Source organism: Pseudomonas sp. BSw22131 (assembly GCF_026810445.1).
GTDB lineage: Bacteria > Pseudomonadota > Gammaproteobacteria > Pseudomonadales > Pseudomonadaceae > Aquipseudomonas > Aquipseudomonas huanghezhanensis.
The window spans coordinates 1,743,993-1,761,544 of record NZ_CP113949.1 but is presented as its reverse complement, the minus strand read 5'-3'; the positions used below and the strand labels follow the sequence as shown (position 1 = coordinate 1,761,544).

At 56.5% G+C, this 17,552-nt stretch carries 12 protein-coding genes and 5 pseudogenes; 8 read left to right on the top strand and 9 right to left on the bottom strand.

What is annotated here, in order from left to right; translation table 11 throughout:
• Positions 1-93: 93 nt before the first annotated feature.
• Entirely contained in the window at positions 94-798 is a 705-nt protein-coding gene (locus OYW20_RS26140) for a methyl-accepting chemotaxis protein (RefSeq protein ID WP_408005502.1), read from the bottom strand.
• A 201-nt stretch (positions 799-999) separates the two neighbouring features.
• Positions 1,000-1,080, bottom strand: a pseudogene (locus OYW20_RS26135) (hypothetical protein); the annotation flags it as partial.
• Positions 1,081-1,849: 769 nt separating this feature from the next.
• Here OYW20_RS26135 and OYW20_RS07825 point away from each other — a divergent pair.
• Positions 1,850-2,029: pseudogene (locus OYW20_RS07825) on the top strand (IS66 family transposase); the annotation flags it as partial.
• Between the two features lie 116 nt (positions 2,030-2,145).
• Here OYW20_RS07825 and OYW20_RS07820 read toward each other — a convergent pair.
• The 3 genes and pseudogenes from OYW20_RS07820 to OYW20_RS26130 all read right to left on the bottom strand — a co-directional run bounded on the left by OYW20_RS07820 (position 2,146) and on the right by OYW20_RS26130 (position 5,360).
• The gene (locus OYW20_RS07820) at positions 2,146-3,774 is read right to left on the bottom strand and encodes a methyl-accepting chemotaxis protein (protein WP_268800126.1); all 1,629 of its coding nucleotides are present in this window, start codon (positions 3,772-3,774) and stop codon (positions 2,146-2,148) included.
• A 184-nt stretch (positions 3,775-3,958) separates the two neighbouring features.
• Positions 3,959-4,993: pseudogene (locus tag OYW20_RS07815) on the bottom strand (IS66 family transposase); the annotation flags it as partial.
• A 181-nt stretch (positions 4,994-5,174) separates the two neighbouring features.
• The gene (locus OYW20_RS26130) at positions 5,175-5,360 is read right to left on the bottom strand and encodes a hypothetical protein (RefSeq protein ID WP_408005501.1); all 186 of its coding nucleotides are present in this window, start codon (positions 5,358-5,360) and stop codon (positions 5,175-5,177) included.
• 192 nt (positions 5,361-5,552) lie between these two features.
• Here OYW20_RS26130 and OYW20_RS07810 point away from each other — a divergent pair.
• The 3 genes and pseudogenes from OYW20_RS07810 to OYW20_RS07800 all read left to right on the top strand — a co-directional run.
• Positions 5,553-5,756, top strand: a pseudogene (locus tag OYW20_RS07810) (IS66 family transposase); the annotation flags it as partial.
• A 156-nt stretch (positions 5,757-5,912) separates the two neighbouring features.
• Entirely contained in the window at positions 5,913-7,538 is a 1,626-nt protein-coding gene (locus OYW20_RS07805; RefSeq protein WP_268800125.1) for a methyl-accepting chemotaxis protein, read from the top strand.
• Between the two features lie 491 nt (positions 7,539-8,029).
• Positions 8,030-8,767, top strand: coding sequence for an NUDIX hydrolase (locus OYW20_RS07800; protein ID WP_268800124.1), 738 nt, complete (start codon positions 8,030-8,032; stop codon positions 8,765-8,767).
• A 104-nt stretch (positions 8,768-8,871) separates the two neighbouring features.
• On the opposite strand, the pseudogene OYW20_RS07795 reads toward OYW20_RS07800, so the two are convergent.
• Positions 8,872-8,973, bottom strand: a pseudogene (locus tag OYW20_RS07795) (transposase domain-containing protein); the annotation flags it as partial.
• 244 nt (positions 8,974-9,217) lie between these two features.
• Here OYW20_RS07795 and OYW20_RS07790 point away from each other — a divergent pair.
• Together OYW20_RS07790 and OYW20_RS07785 are read left to right on the top strand one after the other, a co-directional pair.
• Entirely contained in the window at positions 9,218-9,919 is a 702-nt protein-coding gene (locus tag OYW20_RS07790; RefSeq protein WP_268800123.1) for a hypothetical protein, read from the top strand.
• A gap of 387 nt (positions 9,920-10,306) precedes the next feature.
• Positions 10,307-11,251, top strand: coding sequence for a restriction endonuclease (locus OYW20_RS07785; protein WP_268801078.1), 945 nt, complete (start codon positions 10,307-10,309; stop codon positions 11,249-11,251).
• Here the strand turns inward: OYW20_RS07785 and OYW20_RS07780 are convergent.
• Complete coding sequence (locus tag OYW20_RS07780) at positions 11,244-13,802, bottom strand: bifunctional diguanylate cyclase/phosphodiesterase (protein WP_268800122.1); 2,559 nt, start codon at positions 13,800-13,802, stop codon at positions 11,244-11,246. The genes OYW20_RS07785 and OYW20_RS07780 overlap by 8 nt on opposite strands.
• Positions 13,803-14,035: 233 nt before the next feature.
• Here OYW20_RS07780 and OYW20_RS07775 point away from each other — a divergent pair, with 233 nt between their 5' ends.
• Positions 14,036-14,635, top strand: a complete 600-nt coding sequence (locus tag OYW20_RS07775) for a DcrB/PsbP domain-containing protein (RefSeq protein ID WP_268800121.1) — start codon at positions 14,036-14,038, stop codon at positions 14,633-14,635.
• Positions 14,636-14,811: 176 nt separating this feature from the next.
• A complete protein-coding gene (locus OYW20_RS07770; protein ID WP_268800120.1) occupies positions 14,812-15,891 on the top strand; it encodes a diguanylate cyclase in 1,080 nt (359 codons plus the stop codon).
• Positions 15,892-15,902: 11 nt separating this feature from the next.
• Here OYW20_RS07770 and OYW20_RS07765 read toward each other — a convergent pair whose 3' ends face one another.
• Both OYW20_RS07765 and OYW20_RS07760 read right to left on the bottom strand, forming a co-directional pair.
• Entirely contained in the window at positions 15,903-16,625 is a 723-nt protein-coding gene (locus OYW20_RS07765) for a hypothetical protein (RefSeq protein WP_268800119.1), read from the bottom strand.
• 189 nt (positions 16,626-16,814) lie between these two features.
• The gene (locus OYW20_RS07760; protein ID WP_268801077.1) at positions 16,815-17,135 is read right to left on the bottom strand and encodes a helix-turn-helix domain-containing protein; all 321 of its coding nucleotides are present in this window, start codon (positions 17,133-17,135) and stop codon (positions 16,815-16,817) included.
• Positions 17,136-17,552: the final 417 nt, after the last annotated feature.

The following is a 17,552-nucleotide window of genomic DNA, read 5'->3' as shown; positions in this document are numbered from 1 at the left end:
CTACGCTGTGTTCCTTTGCGCAGATGCCGTCTCATCGCCCAGCGCCATGCTCGCCAACACCGGAGGCGGACATGAAGCTTTGAGCAAATGAAGTCAAAGTCGGAAGCGATCCACAGACTGCGATAACATCCCCGCCAACGTGGACAGCTCGTCCGTCGTCGAAGCCGTCTTTCCGATCACTTTGCTATTAGCCTCCGACGTACCGGCAATCATCTCCACTTGATGGGCGATTTCGTTGCTGGCAAGGCTCTGCTCACTGATGGTGCGGGAGATATCGTTGACCAACTCAGTGGTGTTCAGAGTGGCCTGAAGAATATCGCGAATGGCCCGCTCGACATCGGCGGTTACAACCATGCCTTTGTCCACTTGAGCAACACCCTCTTCCATACTGGTGACCGCTTCCCGGGTGCTTTGCTGGATGCGCCCGACCATGCTGGCGATCTCTTGAGTCGAGGCGCTGGTGCGTCCAGCCAGGCTGCGCACTTCATCCGCGACCACCGCAAAACCACGACCCTGCTCGCCGGCACGAGCGGCTTCAATCGCGGCATTCAGAGCCAACAGGTTTGTTTGGTCGGCGATCCCCTTGATCACCTGAATAATGCTGAAGATCGCCTCGGAATCTTTGTCGAGCGTGCGGATGACTTGGGCAGATTGCTTTGCCGAACGAGCAATGCCATCCATGTCACTGACCACCTGGTGAATCACTCGGCCGCCGTTCTTGGCCAAGGCTTCAGCCTGATTGGCCATATCCAGCGCACGACTGGCATGCCGGGTGATTTCCTCAATACTGGCGGTCATTTCAATCGCTGCTGCGGCCATGGTGCTGGCGGCGGCGCTTTGTTGCTGGCTGCTGCTGGCCACCTCATGGCAACCATGGCTCAGTTGCTCGCTCATGACATTGACGCCTTGGGCATTGCTGCGCACCACTTCGATCATGCTGCGTAAGTCCCGCTGCATAATGGCAAGGTTGCGAATCAATGAACTGGCTTCGTCTTTGCGACTGGTTTCAACGATTGGCTCGCTCAAGTTGCCACGGGCGATGCTGGCGGCAATGCGGCTGGCGACCTGTAGCGGCCCCATAATGCTCAACATTACCCAGCGGCCTTGGGCCAGGAGTAGCAAGACACTGACGATCAGCACCGTGCCTAAGGTGAAGTTGGCGGTGCTGATAGCATCCCGAGTTTCCATACTGGTTTGTTGGGTTTTGTTTTCGATCAGCTCACTCAGGCTCTTCATTTGATCTTCAAGAAGGGTGAACGCCTTGTTGAAGCTCTCCAGTTCCCCGCGAGCGGCGTCGGGATTGTCCAGGGCCAACGCGACGATGCGTTCACCGGCACCTATGTAGGTTTCAAGGCTGGGGCGGATCTTATCCAGGCTCATCCTGAGGGTATCGTCCAGAGGCAGCTTGAGATTGTCCCCTAGCACCTGGCGGAAGTGCTCGGCATGCTCCTTCAGCGAAGTGCTGACCTCGGCCCTGGTAGTGATGCTTTTACCCAGCCCCACCAACATCGCCGACAACACATCGGCGCGCAGCGCATCGTGCATCATGTCGGCTTCCATGTGATTGCGCAGCACCGTCATGCTGATCTCATTCTCCTGAATGGCGCTGCCCGTCCGGGTATTTCCCAGATAACTGGATAGGCTCATAACCAATGCGGTGACCAGTCCGGTCGCAATGAACAGAAACAAGCGTAGTTTGATCGTCATACTTGTTATCCTTTAACCCAGAGAGTCGGATTTAAAATCGTACCGTGCAAGCGTTGCCCATCACTTTATCGGCATAGTCCTACCGTTATTAGAGCCTAAGCTCGCAAATATGTGGCTCTACTCAAAATCCTGCAAAGCCCAGGTTGTCCATGCGCGACGCAAGCCCTTCGAACTCCATATCACCAGCAAGAGCACGCTCGCCGAGCAAGCATTGCGCTATATCCAGTTACGGTACGAAATCGAAAGCGAGGTCGCTGATCCAGCGCCGGATTTACGCCGTCGAGGCAGGAAGCAGCGGGCGAGGGAAATCGATCAGTTACGGCTACATAAATGGCAGCCGGTTTAATCACGCACAGAGTGATGCGTGGACGCATGCTCTAGTTTCGCAGCCTGGTACCGTCAACTGAGCACATTTCTCTCGCACGCGCACTGGCACCCCTACATATGAAACTGCTTCACCAGCCGATTCAATTCGACCGCGAGCTTGGTCAGTTCAGACGTTGCAAGAGCGGTCTGGCTAGACCCCTCTGAAGCTTGATTTGATAGGTCTCGTATGCTGACAAGGCTGCGATCCACCTCCCTGGCAACTTGGGCCTGCTCTTCAGACGCCGTTGCGATCAAGACATTGCGCTCAGTGATATTGTCAATGGATTCGGTGATTTCCACCAAAGCGGTACCGGCGCCTTGAGCGGTGTCAAGAGTTCTCTGAGCTTGGGCGTTGGTGTGAGTCATTGCCGAAACAGCCGCTCCAGTGCCTTTCTGAATCGAGCTGATCATCTGTTCAATCTCACTGGTTGACTGCTGCGTACGATGAGCCAAAGCCCTTACTTCATCCGCCACCACCGCGAAGCCTCGACCTGCCTCACCGGCACGAGCGGCTTCGATTGCAGCATTCAACGCAAGAAGATTGGTCTGCTCGGCGATAGCCCGTATCACATCCAGAACCTTGCTGATGTCGGTCGCCATCACGGCGAGCCCTTGTACTTCCTGAGAAGCGTCTTCAACAGTTGCGACCATTAAGCTGATGGCCTGAACGGTTTCATCTACGCGTGCACGACCTGCCAATGCGGCGGAGTTGGATCGAGTGGCCGCTTCGGAGGCTGCTGAGGCATTTCTGGCCACTTCTTCTACGGCTGCGCTCATCTCGGTGACGGCAGTAGCGGCCATCTCGACCTCGTTATTCTGACGAAGCATGCCTTTATTAGCATCCTCAGTGACGACATGCATTTCTTCAGAAGTCGATGCTAGCTGGTTAGACGAATCTGATATCAAAGAAAGCGTACCTCGCAGACCTTGCTGCATGGCTTTCAAAGCCTCCATGAGCCTGGCAACTTCGTCGCTTCCTTGCACCTCAATGACCTCGCTGAGATCGTTTTTGGCAATACGCTCAGCGATGGCCAGTGACTGGCTAACCGGGCTAGTCACGCTGCGGGTATACATCAGAGCGAGAGTAATTGCAGCCAATGTGCCGACCAAGATAAAGGCGCCAACAACAATTTTGGCCTGGTCGTAGATGAGAGTAGCGTCCTCGCCTGCTTCTTTAGCTTTTTTAGTGTTCAGTTCAATAAGTTTTTTTATGTCACGCTCAACAGCGTCTGCCGATTGCTTCATCGCTTCGTTAGATAATTTCACAGCGTCATCAAGACTGCCCGAAGAAATAAATGACAGGTATTGATCCTGTATTTTTTGATAAGTGGCATAGCTTTGGGACAACTCACCAAAAACCTGTTTTCCCATCGCAGTGACTATGTGCGGCTCAAGCGTCGAAAGTGTTTCTTGGATGCTTGCGCGGGCTTTCCTTACGTCCTCAAGTGCTTGAGTTTTACGATTTTCTGGCTCGACAGGATTACGCAACCGCGCGTTGCTGCCTCTAATACTTATAAACTCCCTGTCAATCGTTCCCAGTAAAGATATGCTAGGCACTACGTTGGTTTCTACGAATTTTTCAGAAGCGTTCAAACTTGCCATCTGCTTAAGGGCGATGATCCCCAACGCAATAATCATTAGGCAAAAGAACCCGAAGCACAGAGCCGAGCGTGGAGCGAGATTGAGCTTGCGCAGTACCATAGGGAAATCTCTCGTCGTTTTATCTCTCTCGACGCTTCTGAACAGACCTGAAGCGCCGCTCGTCGCCAAAATGAAAGTAGTCAATGAACGCGAGTTTTGAAAGGAAAAAAACATGTATCTGAATGTGACCCTTGTCAATTCAGAGCATCAAGTCGAAGGCTGAATACGTTACGGACTCAACTGCTCACTCGGCAGCGAGAACAATTTTGCGTAGCGAAACTGGTTTCCACATGTGCGGCAGCAACTCGTCACTGTCACTCGCCCGCTGCGTCGGCAGTCGCGTGAGAATGTCCTTCAGATAGGCATACGGATCATGACCATTCATTCGCGCAGCCTGCATCAGGCTCATGATTGCCGCCGCCCGTTTGCCGCTGCGCAGAGATCCAGCGCAGAGCCAGTTCGTGCGCCCAAGAGCCCAAGGCCGGATCTGGCTCTCCGCCCGGTTATTGTCTATGGGTAAGGCCCCGTCATCGAGGTAGCGCAGGGCTTGCTCGGCAAGCATGCTTTTATTCGTAGCGTGCAGCTCAAGGAATTCGCGCCGTGCATGAGCCATGCACCCAATCTCGGTCACGCCAAGTTCGAAGCTGGATTTGTAACCGGCAAAATCGTCACAGACCTGCTGGCCCCTCCAGTCTTGCAGGAAGTTGCGAGCATCCTCGCCGGCGCGGCCAGGGCTAAAGTCATAAACAACAGCTGCTGTTTCGCAGAACTGGCTGGTGGCGTAGGCCCAAACATAGGAAACGGTGAGTTTTCTTTGTTCCCGGCATGAGCATGTGCACGGGTGTTTCATCGGCATGAATAACCTGCTGCCCGAGTACCACTTCGCGCAGCGCATCCACCAGCGGCTGCAACTGAACCCCAGTCACGCCACCCCATTGAGCCAAGGTTGAGCGGGGAATCGCCAGGCCCATTTGCCACGCACATGGCGTTCGACGGTAAACACGCCGGGCGTGTAGTCCAGTTTCTCGCTGACGTCCTCGCCGATGAGCTTGAGGGCGCGGCCGCATGGGCAGTAAGTATTGTCCGGTTCGTGATGGATCAGTGTGCGTGGAAACTCTGCCGGCAAAGCAGTGCGTTTGGGCTTTTGCTTTTTCTCGGTCGGAGCCAGCACTGTTTGCAAGGCTTGAAGCTCTGCTTCAATCGCCGCGATATCGGTATCGATCAGATCATCGAGCAAACTGGCCTGCTCAGGATTCATCTGCTCGCTGCGTCTAGCGAACAGATCAGCACATTGCGGCTGCGCCGCACCGAACACCGCGATCACCTTGGCTAACGCCGCTTCGGTACCCGCGCGCATGTCCATCGGCTCAGTGGCGAGCCAGATGGAGTCGATGCGAATCATCGCAGAAGGTCTCGAAGAAAGGTTGCGCAGGCAGCAGCACTTTCACTGGGTCAGTTCACTATGACGTGACGGTGCCGCGCGGGTGCTGCATCTCAACCCTGATATTTGATGATGCGTGCGAGCGTGCCCCGGCCAGCGATACGGGTAACAGAATAAATGCAGGTTGCAGTGCTGTGCTTTTCTGCGCGTGCAGGCGAATCCATTTGTGGACGAGGTTTGCGTTGAGGTTATGGCTGAGTGCGATGCTGCCAATCGAAACACCGGGCTGGGCATACTCTTGAATGACCTGGGCTTTGAAGGACTTGAATAGGAACGGCGTTGTGGCTGCATGAAATACCCGCTTAAAAGGCTAGAACTGGTGCCCACTTAAATTTTTAAGTGCACACCATGTCTTGGCTTTGCGGGGCTGGGTAGATGACTTGGCCGGGCGCAAACGGGCAGTCTTCTTGAAGGCCTGATAGACACCGACATCGCGGCTATTGAAGCAGAGCTGAAAGCGGTAAACACGCCAGTCCTGCCGGCCAAACCGTGTCAACAGCCCAAGCATGCACCGTTGCCGCCACAGTTTCCGCGCACCGTGATCCGTCACGAACCCGAAAATACCCAGTGCGCATGCGGCTGCCAACTTCAGCTCATCGGCGCCATCGAACGCGAACTGGCTCTTGCGGACCCAGTTTAGTGTCATTAGATCCCTACAAAGACCTTCCTGGCCAAATCCCCCCCTTAAAGCCTCGCCATCCCCGGCCGATACAGTTGTCTTACAACTAGAACATCTGCCGATCACAACGGGGTCATCATGCTACTACGCAACTGGAACATCGCTCCCAGAGCGGCTTTGGGGTTTGCTCTGATTGCGCTGATGGTAGCGTTTCTGGGTATCTTTTCGCTGGGCAAGATGTCGAGCATCCGCGACCGCGCCACCGCCATCGAAACCGACTTGGTGCCGAGCATCCGCATCGTCGATGCGATCCGCGAAAACATGCTGCGCATCCGCACCATTTCCCTGCGGGTCGCGTTAGACCCGGACCCGAAGAACATCGACACCTACGTGAGCCAGTACGAGGCGCGCAACAAGGTGCTAACCCAGAACATCACCGATTACGAGGCGTTTATCGACACCCCCGATGAACAGCGCCTGTACGCCCGTTTCAAAACCGACTTCGCCGCCTACCAGCGCAGCATGAGTGACTCGTTCTCGCTGGCCCGAAGCGGTAATCGCGAGGCGCTGAACAAGCTGCTGCTGGTCGACATGAAGCCGATCGTCGACGGCACCGGCGCGCAGTTGTCCGAGCTGGGCGATATTTACGGCAAGGGCATCGAAAGTGAAGGCAAAGCGTCGGCAGCGCAGTACGCCGACTCCAAGAATGTGGTGATGCTGGTGATTGCCCTGGCGGCGCTGATTACCGTATTGCTTGCCTGGATGCTCACCCGCAGCATCGTCGGCCCGCTAAAGGCCGCGGTGCAGGCCGCGCAACATGTGGCCGAAGGTGACCTGACCAAACCCATAGATGTACAAGGCCGCGACGAAGTCAGCCAGCTGCAGGTGGCCTTGGCACAGATGCAACAGCGCTTGCGTGAAACCCTGGCGGAGATTTCCGGTTCGTCCACGCAATTGGCCACTGCTGCCGAGGAGCTCAACGCGGTGACCGAAGAGGCCGGCCGTGGTCTGCAACAGCAGAACGACGAAATTGAACAAGCGGCCACGGCGGTCAATGAAATGAGCGCAGCGGTGGACGAAGTGGCACGCAACGCGGTGTCTACCTCCGAGGCGTCCAAGGCCTCCAACCAATCGGCGCAGTTGGGTCAAGCGCGGGTTTCGGAGACCATTGCTGCTATCAGTGACCTTTCCGGCGAAGTGGAAGGCACCTCTTTGCTGGTGCAGCGCCTGGCCGAGCAGTCCCATGAGATCGGCAAGGTGCTGGACGTGATTCGGGCGATTGCCGAGCAGACCAACCTGCTGGCCCTGAACGCGGCCATCGAGGCCGCACGGGCAGGAGAATCCGGCCGTGGCTTTGCTGTGGTGGCCGATGAAGTCCGGGCCCTGGCCCATCGCACCCAGAATTCCACCCAGGAAATCGAGCAGATGGTTGGCAGTATGCGCAGCGGCTCCAGCGCAGCGTTGACCTCCATGCAGGCCAGCAGCTTGCGGGCCCAAACCACTCGCGACCTGGCGCGCAGCGCCGGTACGACTTTGGAGCAGATCACCAGCGGCATCAGCGAAATGTACGAGCGCAACCTGGTCATTGCCAGCGCCGCCGAAGAGCAGGCCCAGGTGGCCCGCGAAGTGGACCGCAACCTGGTGAACATTCGCGACCTGTCGGTGCAATCGGCCAATGGCGCCCGGCAGACCAGCGCCTCCAGCCACGAACTGTCGCGCCTGGCCGCCAACCTGAGTCAGCTAGTGCAACGCTTCAATGTTTAAGCCAGAACGCACGAAGCTCTCGCAAAGGAGGGCCTTTTGCTGCGGCGCCGGAACGTAGGATGGTGTAGAAAAATAAACTTGGAGCCAAGGTTGGGGGGCTGGCTCCGGGCTTCAGTGCACTTTCTGTTCCGTTGCCCCCCAACCCCAGACTGCTAACAGCGTAAACATCCTGAGTTCTGTGCGGTTGCGGTTACTCCAGCTAAGGCGAGATCGCAAATGGTCTGCTGCAGTGGTTGTCAACCCCACGGTATCTGTCCGGCGAAGTCATCTAGCCTCTCTGCGAACAAAGACATCCTTTGCATTCAAATTTAGGTGCCCACCATCGCAGTCAGCGATGGCATCAGTAAGGTGTACTGCCCAGACGGTTACACAGCAGTAATGGAAGCTCGGTAATACCCTAAGGTGAGGTGCGTCCATTTGGCATCCATCATTCGCAAAGCAGTGCCCACATCACTACAATTTCGGCAGATCGACCAATCCAAAGGTGAACCGTGGAATTCAAACGGGACAGATTCAACGGCGTCATTGTCGACGCCGCTTCGCTGCCCGACGACCCGCAAGCGTTGCGTGGCGCCGTCGACGCGTTAGTCGCCCTCATCGAGCACGAGCGCCTGGCTCTGGCCTGGGTCACACTGCCGATCAGCAACGCTCAAGGCATTCCGGTCTTCACCGCCGCCGGCTTCTCCTTCCATAGCTGTCTGACCGATCAGCTGACCCTGGTGCGCCGCCCATTCGAGCAGGCATTCGTCCCATTCATACCCACCCATACCGTAGGGGCGGGCGCCATCGTCATTAACGACGCAGGGGAACTCCTCGTCATAAAGGAGCGAGGTACCACCGGGTTCAAGCTACCGGGGGGCCATGTAGACGCCGCTGAGCGAATTCAGGATTCGATCGAGCGCGAGGTGCTGGAGGAGACTGGGATCGAATCGAAGTGCGAATCCATCGTGGCGTTTACCACCAAACACCCCTACCAATTTGGCAAATCGAACATTCACTTTATCTGCCGAATGACGGCCTTGACGCAGCGTATCAACGTACTGGACACCGCCGAGATCGAAGAAGCTAAATGGGTACAGCTGCAAGCCTACCTGGCAGACTCCTGCAACAGCCTGTCCAACCGGCAGCTGGTCAGGGATGTAGCGTTCAGCCAAGGGCTCGTCTGCACCGAGTATTCCGCCAACACCGGGCCTCACAAAAAACAAGAGATTTTCACGGCGGCGTGCTGATCAATCGAAAAAGCCGCCTCTAGGCATGCATCCAAGCATCACGTCTTGTGTGATTAAACCGGCTTCCATATAGGCGGGAGCAACTGGTCGATCTCACTCGCCCGCTACGTCGGCGGGCGCGTCAGCACATCTTTGAGATAAGCATACGGATCATGCCCATTGAGCTTAGCCGACTGGATCAGGCTCATGATCGCCGCCGCACGCTTGGCGAATACGACAAGAAAAAGCAGCGCCATTGGCGAAAGCACTGCGTGGCTGGAGGTTGACCCAGCGTGATCTTGTGCCCACAGGCAACAACCCATTCGAAAACCAGATCAGAAGCGAAAGGCTGAAGCGTTAGCGGCCGTTGAGCTATTGCCGGGCCAGCAAAACCTTAAGTTTTTCCGTTTCGCGCCGATATTTCTCCACATAAGTTGCCATGGACGTGGCTTACGTTGCGAGGACGCAAACATGATTGACAGCAATTCCATTTCCAGCTTTCTGGCCAGCAATACGATCAAAACAGTTGCCAAGACTGCCTCCGTCGCCCCTGTGAGTGCTGATGCCAAGGAGCTGTCATCTGCAACGACGAACGTTGATAGCGCGACGTTATCAACGTTTGCTCTGCAATTGAGCGATAGCGCCACGCGCGCTGAGGCCCGCGATAACCGCCTTGATTCGAAACAGCTCGCCTCACTGGCGAAGGACGTCATCGAGAAGTTGACTGGCGATAGCTATTACCGCAACAAAGCCGTGCATGATGCAGAAATACCTGACACTGAAGATCCCGAACTTCTTGAAAGAGCCAGACGGGCCACCCAGCTCACCAATGGATCAGGGACGAACCCGTTTTCAGGTGTATCTCCAGAAAAGCTAACCTTGATCATGTATGACGAAGCTGGCACCTACACTCTGAACGAACGAAAAGCTGCTTATTTGGAAAAGTACGATCAGGAGCAGGTCTGGAAAAAAGCGATATGCCAGCGCTATGTCGATGAGTACAACGAGACCGGAAAGAGCACTCAAACACTGTTCATGATACTGGCTCACTACAATGAACTTCCACCGATAGAAAAAGCGCAGTATCCCGACAACTACGCAGCCAATCTCGCATCAGGCGACAGCTCAGTGCTGGAGGCCCTCAATATCTCGAGTGCCTCAATAGACAGCTAACGAATCAATGTCATTCTGCAGACGTTCACTGCGCACAATGTCGAAGAGTTGCTCTAGCGTTATCAGCAATCAAACAGGCCGACGATTGAAGTCGAGAATGGCTGGTATGAAGTGGAAGTACTGTTTGATTGTCGCACCCGTTATTATCGATGGGCACAGCACCGTCATCGAGATAGCGTGTCAGTGCTATGCACCGTTTTAGGCTGTAATCCCCCTTGACCGCAATAAAGGCAGTTTGCAGTGTCAGCCTGCGCGCATTCGGCAATGACCTGGGCCTTGAAGGAAGACGATTCGCTTTGTGGACAATGTTTTTTCCTACACGTATCGTCGCGCCAGCATTTAGCGATGCCCGTAAAAAATGGACTAACTCAGGTAGAAACCACGGATATGGCCAGGCACACCTCCCCCTTTGACGTTCTCTTTCTTGTCGCGGCCAAGTTGCCTTGGTGGGTGGGTCTTGCGCTGGCGGTCGTGTCCGGCTTTTACCTTCATTCGGTTGCCACGGCGCCCGTGCCGGTTTACGCCTCGCCTCAGGATGTCCAGGCGATGATGTTCTCCACGGTGCTCAGAACTTTGGCCATGGCCGGGCAATTTCTATTGCCGCTGATCTTCATCGGGGGCGCTCTTGCCTCTTTTCTGGCCCGCCGCAAACGCCGCACCCTCCTCAACGCGGTCGCCACCCCAAACGGCCAGACGCTCGCCAGTATCACGTGGCGTGAGTTCGAGTTGCTGGTGGGCGAAGCGCTGCGGCGTCAGGGGTTTTCGGTGCAGGAAACCGGCGGTAGCGGGCCGGATGGCGGGGTTGATCTGATCGCGCGTAAGGGCGGCGAGAAGTACCTGGTGCAGTGCAAACAATGGCGCGCCATGCAGGTGGGTGTGCCGGTGGTGCGTGAGCTTTATGGTGCGATGGCGGCTGAGGGCGCTGTGGGCGGTTTCGTCATCACCAGTGGGAAATTCACCAAACCGGCGAAGGAATTTGCTTCGGGGCGCAATGTGCAACTCATCGATGGCACCGCGCTGAACGCGTGGATTGCCGCGACGCAAAAACCAGCGCCGCGACCTTCTACCGTTGTCAACGAGGCTAAGGTTGAGCCTCAGGTGGAGCCGGTAATCGTTGAGCCGCCCGTGCTCAAAACGCCGCCACCTCCTCCGCCGCCGATTGTGGAAACGCCAGTCGCGCCGAACGCGCCAGCTTGCCCTCATTGCCGCGAACAAATGGTGACAAGGGTGGCACGCAGCGGCGCCAACGCCGGGGGTAACTTTTGGGGCTGTGTCGATTATCCGAAATGCAGGGGCATACGGCCGATCTTCGCGCCCATGCAGGTCAAGTAACCGCCGCCTCCGCGCCGATCAGTGCGTTGAACGCCTGGATGTCCAGCGGACGACTCAGTAAAAAGCCCTGGCCTTCATCGCAATTCACCGCCCTGAGCAACTCAAGTTGCGCCTGGGTTTCGATGCCCTCTGCTGTAACCGTCAGCGACAAGGCGCGGCCCAGCCCGACGATAGCCTGGATGATGGATTGATCGCTCTCGCTTTCGCTCAACCGGTTGACGAAGCTGCGGTCGATTTTCAGGCCATCGAAGGGAAACGACCGCAAGTAACTGAGTGACGAATAGCCCGTGCCGAAGTCATCCATGGACAGCCTCACGCCCAGGCTTTTGAGCGCGCGCATGATGTCGAGCGCAACGACGGCGTCGTCGAGCATGACGCTTTCAGTGATCTCCAACTCAAGCCGCGATGCCTCAAGACGCGTGTCAGCGAGCGCCTGCTGAATGCGTTCCACCAGGTTTCCGCGCTGAAACTCTATAGAGGACAAGTTGACCGAGACGAACAACGACTTGGGCCAACCCGCAGCGCTTTCGCAGGCGGCGTTGAGCACCCAGTTGCTCAACGGCAGAATCAACCCGGTTTCCTCGGCAACCGGGATGAACGTGTCGGGCGATATCAAGCCGCGTGAGGGATGCTGCCAGCGCACCAGCGCTTCGGCGCCCACCATCTTGCCGTCGCAAATGCGGAAACGTGGCTGGAAATGCAGGCGTAATTCGCCGTGTTTGATGGCGTATCGCAGGTCGCTTTCCAGACGGCGGCGTTCGATGATCCGCGCGTTCATGTCGCCGGCATAGAAACGCCAGGTGTTGCGCCCTGCGGCCTTGGCTTCGTAAAGCGCGATGTCGGCGTAGCGCAACAACTCGGCCGCCTCACACGCATCGTTGGGCGCCATGGCAATCCCGATGCTGGCACTGACGAACACTTCCTGTTCATCGATCTGCATCGGCAGCTCAATGGACTCGATCAGTCGACGACACAGCGCTTCAACCTCATCCGGGGAACCGACATCGGTGACGATCATCGCGAACTCATCGCCCCCGATGCGCGCAACCAGATCGCCGCTGCGAATGCACTCGGCGATCCGCCTGGACACCTCGTTCAACAGACGGTCGCCGGCGGCGTGCCCCAGCAGGTCGTTGACCGGTTTGAAGCGATCAAGGTCCAGACTGAGCATGACCAAAGGTTGTTCTGCGGTGGGCGCGGCTTTGAGTTTGCCGTCGAGAAACTCCTGCAGTCGGGTTCTGTTTGGCAAACCGGTCAACGCATCATGTTGGGACAGGTACTCGATGCGCAGACGCGCTTCGACTTCTTCAGTGATGTCGGTTGCCGTGCCGCGAAACCCTAGCCCGGCAATTTCACGAGCCGACAACCGCGTTATCCGGGCAAGACCGTGACTATCGATGTACCGGCATTGCACGCTGATGTTGCTGCGCCGGTTGGGGATGCTCAGCCATTGGGACAGAACGCCCAGTTCCGTGCACAGCAAATCATCGATGCGGGCGTCCAGCCACTGCTCTCTGCTCAAGCCGGTCACACTTTGGAAGCGCTCCGACAGGTACGTGAATCGACCGTCCAGATCGACTTCCCATATCCAGTCCGAGCTGGCTTCGACCACATCACGAAAGCGCGCTTCGCTGGTTTCAAGGGCGGCTTGACTCGCTTGCAAGGAGTCGAAGCTGGCATCCAGCGCGCGTGCTGCTGCCGTGGTGCGTCGCAAGATCGCCCAGGTCATCAGCCACACCAGTGCCGCCGCCACGCCCATCAACGGCAGAATCAGACCCAATATCTGATCGCCCGGTCGCTCCGGCTTCCAGTGCAGCTCGCCTGCGGCGCCGTTCTCGCCAAGCGGCATGATCGAATCCACGTGGCCGTCGTGGTCGGTGGACAGATGCAATCCGTTAACGCCGTACTCGGTACCCATCGCCTGAAGGCGGGCGGGGTCGAGCATATCGACGAACACCAGGACCGATGGCGGCCCAGTCTGGGTCGAAACGGTAGGGTCAGTGCCGGGCGTAATGGCTGCTGCGGTCAGCAGTGTAGGACGTCCGCGAAAACTGACAAACAGGGTAACGGGAGACACGCTTCCGGCGGGTGCACGTGCTTTGCTGAGCAGCCCGTCAATGGGTTGCCCCAGCCACTCTTCGGCAGAGACCTTGGACATCTTGCCCTCGATCACCGAGTAAACGGTGCGGCCTTCCGGGTTTATGACAAACAGCCCCTGAAAGCCGAAATCCGGGTAAAGGGTGGGCCCCAGATTTTGCTGTTCGAATGCCCAGCCGGTATCGACTCGGGTGTGCAGATGCTCATAGGCATCGCCCCAGAAAGCGTAATCCTTGAGCGTCAGGCTGACGGATTTTTCCAAAGACTGAACGGCTTTTCTGGCATAGAAATCGGACTCCGCCAACTCGATGCGGTTGAGGTTGTGCGCCAGATAAAGCAGCAGACCTACCGCGCACACGAACACTAACGCCAGCAAACCTGAGAATTTCAGCAGAGAGGCACGGGCCAGCGACACGCTGGAACTGTTAGCGATGGATCGCAGATTCTCGGGCATGGTTTTCCAGATCACAGTGTCGGCAAATACATCCAATAGCCTGATATCGGCCGAGCCAGCAAGAAACTAAACGAATGTGTACTAAGGTGCACGGTAGCAGGTGACCGCGGGTACGCGCCCCCTGTCACTCTTTGCTTCGGATGCCTGCGCCGTTCAGGCAGAATGCGCCAATGTTTCCGGCTCGCCCATCATCGGCCGCTTTTACCCTGCTCCCCCTGTCCAAAGGACCCTTCATGCGGCTTTTCAGCGTCAGAACCTTTCTACTGCTTGCGGCCCTCAGCGTTGGCCTGACCAGCGCGAACCTGTCCGCAGCAACTAAACACGCGCCGGCACACGCACCCGCGAAAAACACGCCCACTGGGCAAAAGGTCTCGATGCTGGGGGGCAAGTTTGTGTTTTACCTGCCCAAGGAATACGTGAAGAGCCCGATGCCGGAGATCGATGACAAAGCCAAAGCGGCAGGCGTGACCGGGTCGGTGTACATGAACAAGCCGGCCAAGCGGGTTGTGATCATCACCGAGACGCCCATTGCGTCAGGCACCAAGGTCGGGCCAAACGACAAGAAGACCCTCGACGGCCTGATCGCCGAAACCCTGGAACAGCAGAAAACCAGCTACCAGCACTTCAAGAAAATCGGCGAAAAAACAATGGTCCGCAAAGGCCTGGGCTTGCGCCAGATGGACATCGCCGGCGACGTCGAAGGCGGACGCGTGATCAGCTCAACCGTCGCAGCGGCATCCGACAGAAGGACGGCAATGGTCAATGTCATTTCGCTTGAGAAAGACACCAAAGCGCACAGCGAACTGTTGAAAGGGATTACCGGGTCCAAGTGAGTGGCATAACACTCTATCTGGACAGACGGGGATAGCGCCGAGACCCCGTGGCGAAAGTCGGTGCGGTATTGGCGGCAAATAGTGGCACAACGCTCTTCCCAGCGGATAACGGGCAGGCGACACTCTGAATTGGACAAGGTTCAGAAGTGATCGCACGTAACTACCCGGTGAAGACTATGAATACCCGCTACGCGAAAGGCCTGTCGTTTGCCAGGCGCATGCATCTGCCTCGCAGCGTCGGTCTCGGGATTGGTTTTTTCAGCGTTGCCGCTGCGCTTTATCCCGCAGGCTTGCCGACGTGGGGATGGGTGCTGTTGATCTTTAACGGTTACGCCTGGCCACACGTCGCGTACCTGCTGGCAAGAATCTCAAAAAAGCCTTACCACGCGGAGCTCCGCAACCTCATTTACGACTCGATCGCAGGCGGCTTCTGGGCAGGCGCGATGGGCTTCAATCCCCTCCCCACAGTTACTGCACTGGCCATGATGGCGATGAACAACGTTGCTACCGGTGGCCCGAGAATGTTTGCCGTTGGCACCCTCGCCCAGATCGCAGGTGGTGCTTTGGGCTATTGGCTTTTTCTGCCCGCGCTTTTTCCTCCGATCACCCAGATTCAGGTCTACGCCTGCCTGCCAACGCTGGTGATTTACCCGATGGCCATCGGTCTGGTGTGCTACCGCGTGGCGCTTCAGTTATCCCGGCATAAAAAAGCGCTGCACAAACTCAGCACTACCGACAGCCTCACCGGCTTGATGAATCACGGCGCCTGGAAGGATGTTCTGCACTTGCAGTTCGACAACGCCAAGGCGACCCAGAGACCGAACACCGTGGCGCTGATCGACATCGATCACTTCAAATCGATTAACGATACCTACGGTCACATCATCGGTGACAGCGTGCTCAAACGACTGAGCAGCGCGTTGACAGCAGGCCTTCGGGAGACAGATCAGGCGGGACGTTACGGTGGCGATGAGTTTTGCGTGATCCTGCCCGACACCTCACTTGCGCAGGCAATCCAATTGATGGAACGCCTGCGCCGCACGGTCAACGAACACGCCGACGCGCGCCTGCCGGGAATCAAGCTCAGCCTGAGCATCGGCATCGCCGCGTATGGAGCGCACCTGACCGATGCGCAAATGTGGCTGCACGAAGCCGACATGGCGCTCTATGACGCTAAAACCAACGGGCGTAACCAGGTAATGACGGCTAAACAGGGGTTTGTGATGCTTGAACCCATGAGCGACGAGGTTAAGTGAGCCTTGGCGGATTACTCCGCCTTGAACGCTGTCATGCCCTGAATCTTTTGCAGCAGCAGTGCGGGTGAGATTTCTGCGAGCAAACCGTTGAGCGTTCTGCCCAGTTGCAACTTGCCGTAAAGGGCTTCTTCGCGCTGCAGATGGCCCTCCTGCGCCTCCCGATAATTGTCCGGATAAATGCTTTGCTCGATCGGCAGCAAGCGGTCGAAGTGCTCCAGCAATCCGCAAAAGACGATGCGTCGCTCTACCACGCCGCGGGTGGTTGCGATCAGCTTGATGAAAAAGTCGCTGTCCAGCACGCGAATGGCCTCGTAAGCGCCGTAACGCTCGACGAGGGTGAACGCGCCCGTCTCGTCGTAAATAATGCGGCAGAGTGATTCCCGGCTCCGGTTCGAAAAAGGATTGGGGGTTATCACACGCCGGTGATGACGGCAGAGCGCGAAGTTGACGGCTTGCTCGACCTGCCTCTGCCGTTGACGGCTCTTGACCGTCATAAGGTCATCGAAGACTGCCGCCTGCCGCCCCTCCTTCATCACCTGCGCAGAGAACCTGGCGAATATCCCGTTGGGCCCGAACAGATCGGCTTGACGTTGGTAGAGCTCGTCGGCGGACATCGCAATTTGCTGCTCTGCCAGTTTCAGCAGTGCGGACTGGGTCTCAGCGTCGACGTTATGCGCCAGACACGAGTGGTGCAAACGCGAGATGTAATCCGCGTGCGAGGTGCAAGTCATCATCAAAGCGATCCTTTTTATTGTCTTCTATTAACTATCTGGAGGATTGCCCGGCTACCCTCTCAAAAATATTAAGCCCTGAATATCACGCCACCCGGCCATAACTGCATTGCGCAGCTAATTCATCAGTACGCGCCGATGCGGGAATTGAGTGATCCACCTCGAAAATAGTTATGCCACGCTGAGGCGTGATTAAATAATGAGTTCATTAACTGCTGAGCCCGCCGCATTATCGACAACTTTCTCAACAATACAATCCGACACATGTAGGGGGTTGTTAATATTCTTGGTCTTACGCGGCGCAGGCAGGTAACAGGCCATGAGTTGTGCACGGTTTTTCACTTCTGTTTTACGCAGCAGCGCCGACACGTGATCGCGCGCGGTGTAGTTGCTGATGCCCAAATGCTGGGCGATATCCTTGTTGGTGAAGCCCTGCATGACCAATTGCAGCACTTCTCGCTCCCTGTGCGTGATCCTTGCGGCACGCTGCTTTTTGCCCCGACCTTCCAACATTGTCACCTGCATCCCTCTTATATTTAGCGCTGCCGATTCCATTCCATCAATTGCAGGGACATCTATTAATCCAGCACCTGCCTCAATGAATGAATAATTGGAAATCCGGAGCAGACAAGAAGTAACTCTTCGCACCAGACAAGTAACATTTCCTACAACTCAAAGAGAGGCTTCTCTGGATGTTCCAGAATAAAGCCCGAAACAATGCGCACGATAAAAGGCACAACAGACCAGACAGTTCTGAAGCGCGATGAGTGCAGTGCACAGTTGTATTGGCGGGCAAGATAAACGCGATGAATGCGAATTACAATCAGTAGTTACAATTAATCGGAGTGGAACTATTATTTATCCCACAGACAACAAATGTGCGTCGTGACGACCTGCAGGCCACCCACTTCGCGCAAGGTCAGGGCGATC